Here is a 3,839-nt window from a genome sequence, read left to right on the forward strand (position 1 = left end):
GGTCAAATCAGGAATAAGGGCACATTGCCCCGGCGTGAGTCGGGGCAATCCCGCAAGGAGGGTGAATGAATCGGACGTTTGACCGGAAGGCATACAGGCAAGAACTGATCGACGCGGGGTTTTCCGCCGAGGATGCCGAAACCATCGCAAGCCGCACCGTCATGCGTGCGCCCCGCGAAACCTTCCAGTCCGTCGGCTCGATGGTCCAGCAAGCTACGGCCAAGATCGAGCGCGACAGCGTGCAACTGGCTCCCCCTGCCCTGCCCGCGCCATCGGCCGCCGTGGAGCGTTCGCGTCGTCTCGAACAGGAGGCGGCAGGTTTGGCGAAGTCGATGACCATCGACACGCGAGGAACTATGACGACCAAGAAGCGAAAAACCGCCGGCGAGGACCTGGCAAAACAGGTCAGCGAGGCCAAGCAGGCCGCGTTGCTGAAACACACGAAGCAGCAGATCAAGGAAATGCAGCTTTCCTTGTTCGATATTGCGCCGTGGCCGGACACGATGCGAGCGATGCCAAACGACACGGCCCGCTCTGCCCTGTTCACCACGCGCAACAAGAAAATCCCGCGCGAGGCGCTGCAAAACAAGGTCATTTTCCACGTCAACAAGGACGTGAAGATCACCTACACCGGCGTCGAGCTGCGGGCCGACGATGACGAACTGGTGTGGCAGCAGGTGTTGGAGTACGCGAAGCGCACCCCTATCGGCGAGCCGATCACCTTCACGTTCTACGAGCTTTGCCAGGACCTGGGCTGGTCGATCAATGGCCGGTATTACACGAAGGCCGAGGAATGCCTGTCGCGCCTACAGGCGACGGCGATGGGCTTCACGTCCGACCGCGTTGGGCACCTGGAATCGGTGTCGCTGCTGCACCGCTTCCGCGTCCTGGACCGTGGCAAGAAAACGTCCCGTTGCCAGGTCCTGATCGACGAGGAAATCGTCGTGCTGTTTGCTGGCGACCACTACACGAAATTCATATGGGAGAAGTACCGCAAGCTGTCGCCGACGGCCCGACGGATGTTCGACTATTTCAGCTCGCACCGGGAGCCGTACCCGCTCAAGCTGGAAACCTTCCGCCTCATGTGCGGATCGGATTCCACCCGCGTGAAGAAGTGGCGCGAGCAGGTCGGCGAAGCCTGCGAAGAGTTGCGAGGCAGCGGCCTGGTGGAACACGCCTGGGTCAATGATGACCTGGTGCATTGCAAACGCTAGGGCCTTGTGGGGTCAGTTCCGGCTGGGGGTTCAGCAGCCAGCGCTTTACTGGCATTTCAGGAACAAGCGGGCACTGCTCGACGCACTTGCTTCGCTCAGTATCGCTCGGGACGCACGGCGCGCTCTACGAACTGCCGATAAACAGAGGATTAAAATTGACAATTCTAGGGCGCGTATAGCTTGCCGGAAGTCGCCTTGACCCGCATGGCATAGGCCTATCGTTTCCACGATCAGCGATCGGCTCGTTGCCCTGCGCCGCTCCAAAGCCCGCGACGCAGCGCCGGCAGGCAGAGCAAGTAGAGGGCAGCGCCTGCAATCCATGCCCACCCGTTCCACGTTGTTATAGAAGCCGCATAGATCGCCGTGAAGAGGAGGGGTCCGACGATCGAGGTCAGGCTGGTGAGCGCCGCCAGTGAGCCTTGCAGCTGCCCCTGACGTTCCTCATCCACCTGCCTGGACAACATTGCTTGCAGCGCCGGCATTCCGATGCCACCCGAAGCAAGCAGGACCATGATCGGGAACGCCATCCATCCCCGTGTCGCGAAGGCAAGCAGGATGTAGCCTGTGCCGTCGGCAATCATTCCGAGCATGAGTGCCCGCCTTTCGCCGAGCCGGGCGGCTACAGGGCCGGTGATCATTGCCTGGGCGAGTGAATGCAGAATGCCAAATGCGGCAAGCGAAATGCCGATCGTGGTCGCGTCCCAGTGAAAGCGATCCTCGCCGAAAATGACCCAAAGCGCGGCCGGCACCTGTCCGACAAGTTGCATGATGAAGAAGACCGCCATCAGGGCGGCGACGACGGTCATGCCCCGGGCCCACCGGAACGAAGCGAGCGGGTTGAGAGCCTCCCGGCGTAACGGCCGGCGTTCGCCTTTGTGCGACTCCGGCAAAAGGAAACAGCCCGTCAGGAAATTGAGGCCGTTCAAGGCTGCCGCGGCGAAGAACGGAGCGTGGGGGGAGAAACCGCCCATCAGCCCACCGAGCACAGGTCCCGCGACCATCCCGAACCCGAAACAGGCGCTCATGAAGCCGAAGTGCCGCGCGCGCTCATCGCCATCAGTGATATCGGCAATATAAGCGCCGGCTACCGCCCCAGTCGCCCCGGTGATGCCGGCCACGATCCGCCCGATATAGAGAACCCAAAGGAAAGGCGCTGTCGCCATGATGGCGTAGTCGACAGTGGCGCCGGCCAGCGAGACGAGCAAGATTGGCCGCCGCCCGAAACGATCCGACAGCGCGCCCAGCACAGGTGCGCAGGCAAATTGCACCAACGCATACAGCGCCAGCAGAATGCCATAGTGGGCGGTGACGTCGTTCGAGTGAACCAGATCGCGCAGGAGGCCCGGCAGCACCGGCATAATCAGGCCGATGCCGACAGCGTCGAGCGCGACAGTGCTCAGAATTACGATCAGGGGTATGTTGGGTTTCACGTCTGGCCTCCGGACCAGCCTCCGCTGGTCCGATTGAACGCGCGGATTCTTTATCACTGATAAGTTGGTGGACATATTATGTTTATCAGTGATAAAGTGTCAAGCATGACAAAGTTGCAGCCGAATACAGTGATCCGTGCCGCCCTGGACCTGTTGAACGAGGTCGGCGTAGACGGTCTGACGACACGCAAACTGGCGGAACGGTTGGGGGTTCAGCAGCCGGCGCTTTACTGGCACTTCAGGAACAAGCGGGCGCTGCTCGACGCACTGGCCGAAGCCATGCTGGCGGAGAATCATACGCATTCGGTGCCGAGAGCCGACGACGACTGGCGCTCATTTCTGATCGGGAATGCCCGCAGCTTCAGGCAGGCGCTGCTCGCCTACCGCGATGGCGCGCGCATCCATGCCGGCACGCGACCGGGCGCACCGCAGATGGAAACGGCCGACGCGCAGCTTCGCTTCCTCTGCGAGGCGGGTTTTTCGGCCGGGGACGCCGTCAATGCGCTGATGACAATCAGCTACTTCACTGTTGGGGCCGTGCTTGAGGAGCAGGCCGGCGACAGCGATGCCGGCGAGCGCGGCGGCACCGTTGAACAGGCTCCGCTCTCGCCGCTGTTGCGGGCCGCGATAGACGCCTTCGACGAAGCCGGTCCGGACGCAGCGTTCGAGCAGGGACTCGCGGTGATTGTCGATGGATTGGCGAAAAGGAGGCTCGTTGTCAGGAACGTTGAAGGACCGAGAAAGGGTGCTAAGAAACCATTATTATCATGACATTAACCTATAAAAATAGGCGTATCACGAGGCCCTTTCGTCTCGCGCGTTTCGGTGATGACGGTGAAAACCTCTGACACATGCAGCTCCCGGAGACGGTCACAGCTTGTCTGTAAGCGGATGCCGGGAGCAGACAAGCCCGTCAGGGCGCGTCAGCGGGTGTTGGCGGGTGTCGGGGCTGGCTTAACTATGCGGCATCAGAGCAGATTGTACTGAGAGTGCACCATATGCGGTGTGAAATACCGCACAGATGCGTAAGGAGAAAATACCGCATCAGGCGCCATTCGCCATTCAGGCTGCGCAACTGTTGGGAAGGGCGATCGGTGCGGGCCTCTTCGCTATTACGCCAGCTGGCGAAAGGGGGATGTGCTGCAAGGCGATTAAGTTGGGTAACGCCAGGGTTTTCCCAGTCACGACGTTGTAA

3 protein-coding genes and 2 pseudogenes are annotated in these 3,839 nt (G+C 61.0%); 3 read left to right on the forward strand and 2 right to left on the reverse strand.

The window, feature by feature from the left end; translation table 11 throughout:
• Positions 1-65: 65 nt before the first annotated feature.
• A complete protein-coding gene (trfA, locus tag K6Y31_RS21815; protein ID WP_001082279.1) occupies positions 66-1,214 on the forward strand; it encodes a plasmid replication initiator TrfA in 1,149 nt (382 codons plus the stop codon).
• Positions 1,215-1,233: 19 nt separating this feature from the next.
• Positions 1,234-1,306, forward strand: a pseudogene (locus K6Y31_RS21820) (TetR family transcriptional regulator); the annotation flags it as partial.
• Positions 1,307-1,444: 138 nt separating this feature from the next.
• Here the strand turns inward: K6Y31_RS21820 and tet(A) are convergent.
• A complete protein-coding gene (gene tet(A) / locus K6Y31_RS21825) occupies positions 1,445-2,644 on the reverse strand; it encodes a tetracycline efflux MFS transporter Tet(A) (RefSeq protein ID WP_011645018.1) in 1,200 nt (399 codons plus the stop codon).
• 105 nt (positions 2,645-2,749) lie between these two features.
• Here tet(A) and tetR(A) point away from each other — a divergent pair, with 105 nt between their 5' ends.
• Complete coding sequence (gene tetR(A), locus K6Y31_RS21830) at positions 2,750-3,415, forward strand: tetracycline resistance transcriptional repressor TetR(A) (RefSeq protein WP_172687088.1); 666 nt, start codon at positions 2,750-2,752, stop codon at positions 3,413-3,415.
• 187 nt (positions 3,416-3,602) lie between these two features.
• Here tetR(A) and K6Y31_RS21835 read toward each other — a convergent pair.
• A pseudogene (locus tag K6Y31_RS21835) lies at positions 3,603-3,839 on the reverse strand (hypothetical protein); the annotation flags it as partial.

It is taken from the genome of Motilimonas cestriensis, assembly GCF_021295315.1.
In the GTDB taxonomy this organism is placed as follows: Bacteria; Pseudomonadota; Gammaproteobacteria; order Enterobacterales; family CBDFNC01; genus Motilimonas; species Motilimonas cestriensis.

Coding starts and splice junctions, on each gene's coding strand:
- trfA (WP_001082279.1), top strand. CDS start 66: ATGAATCGGACGTTTGACCGGAAGGCATACAGGCAAGAACTGATCGAC.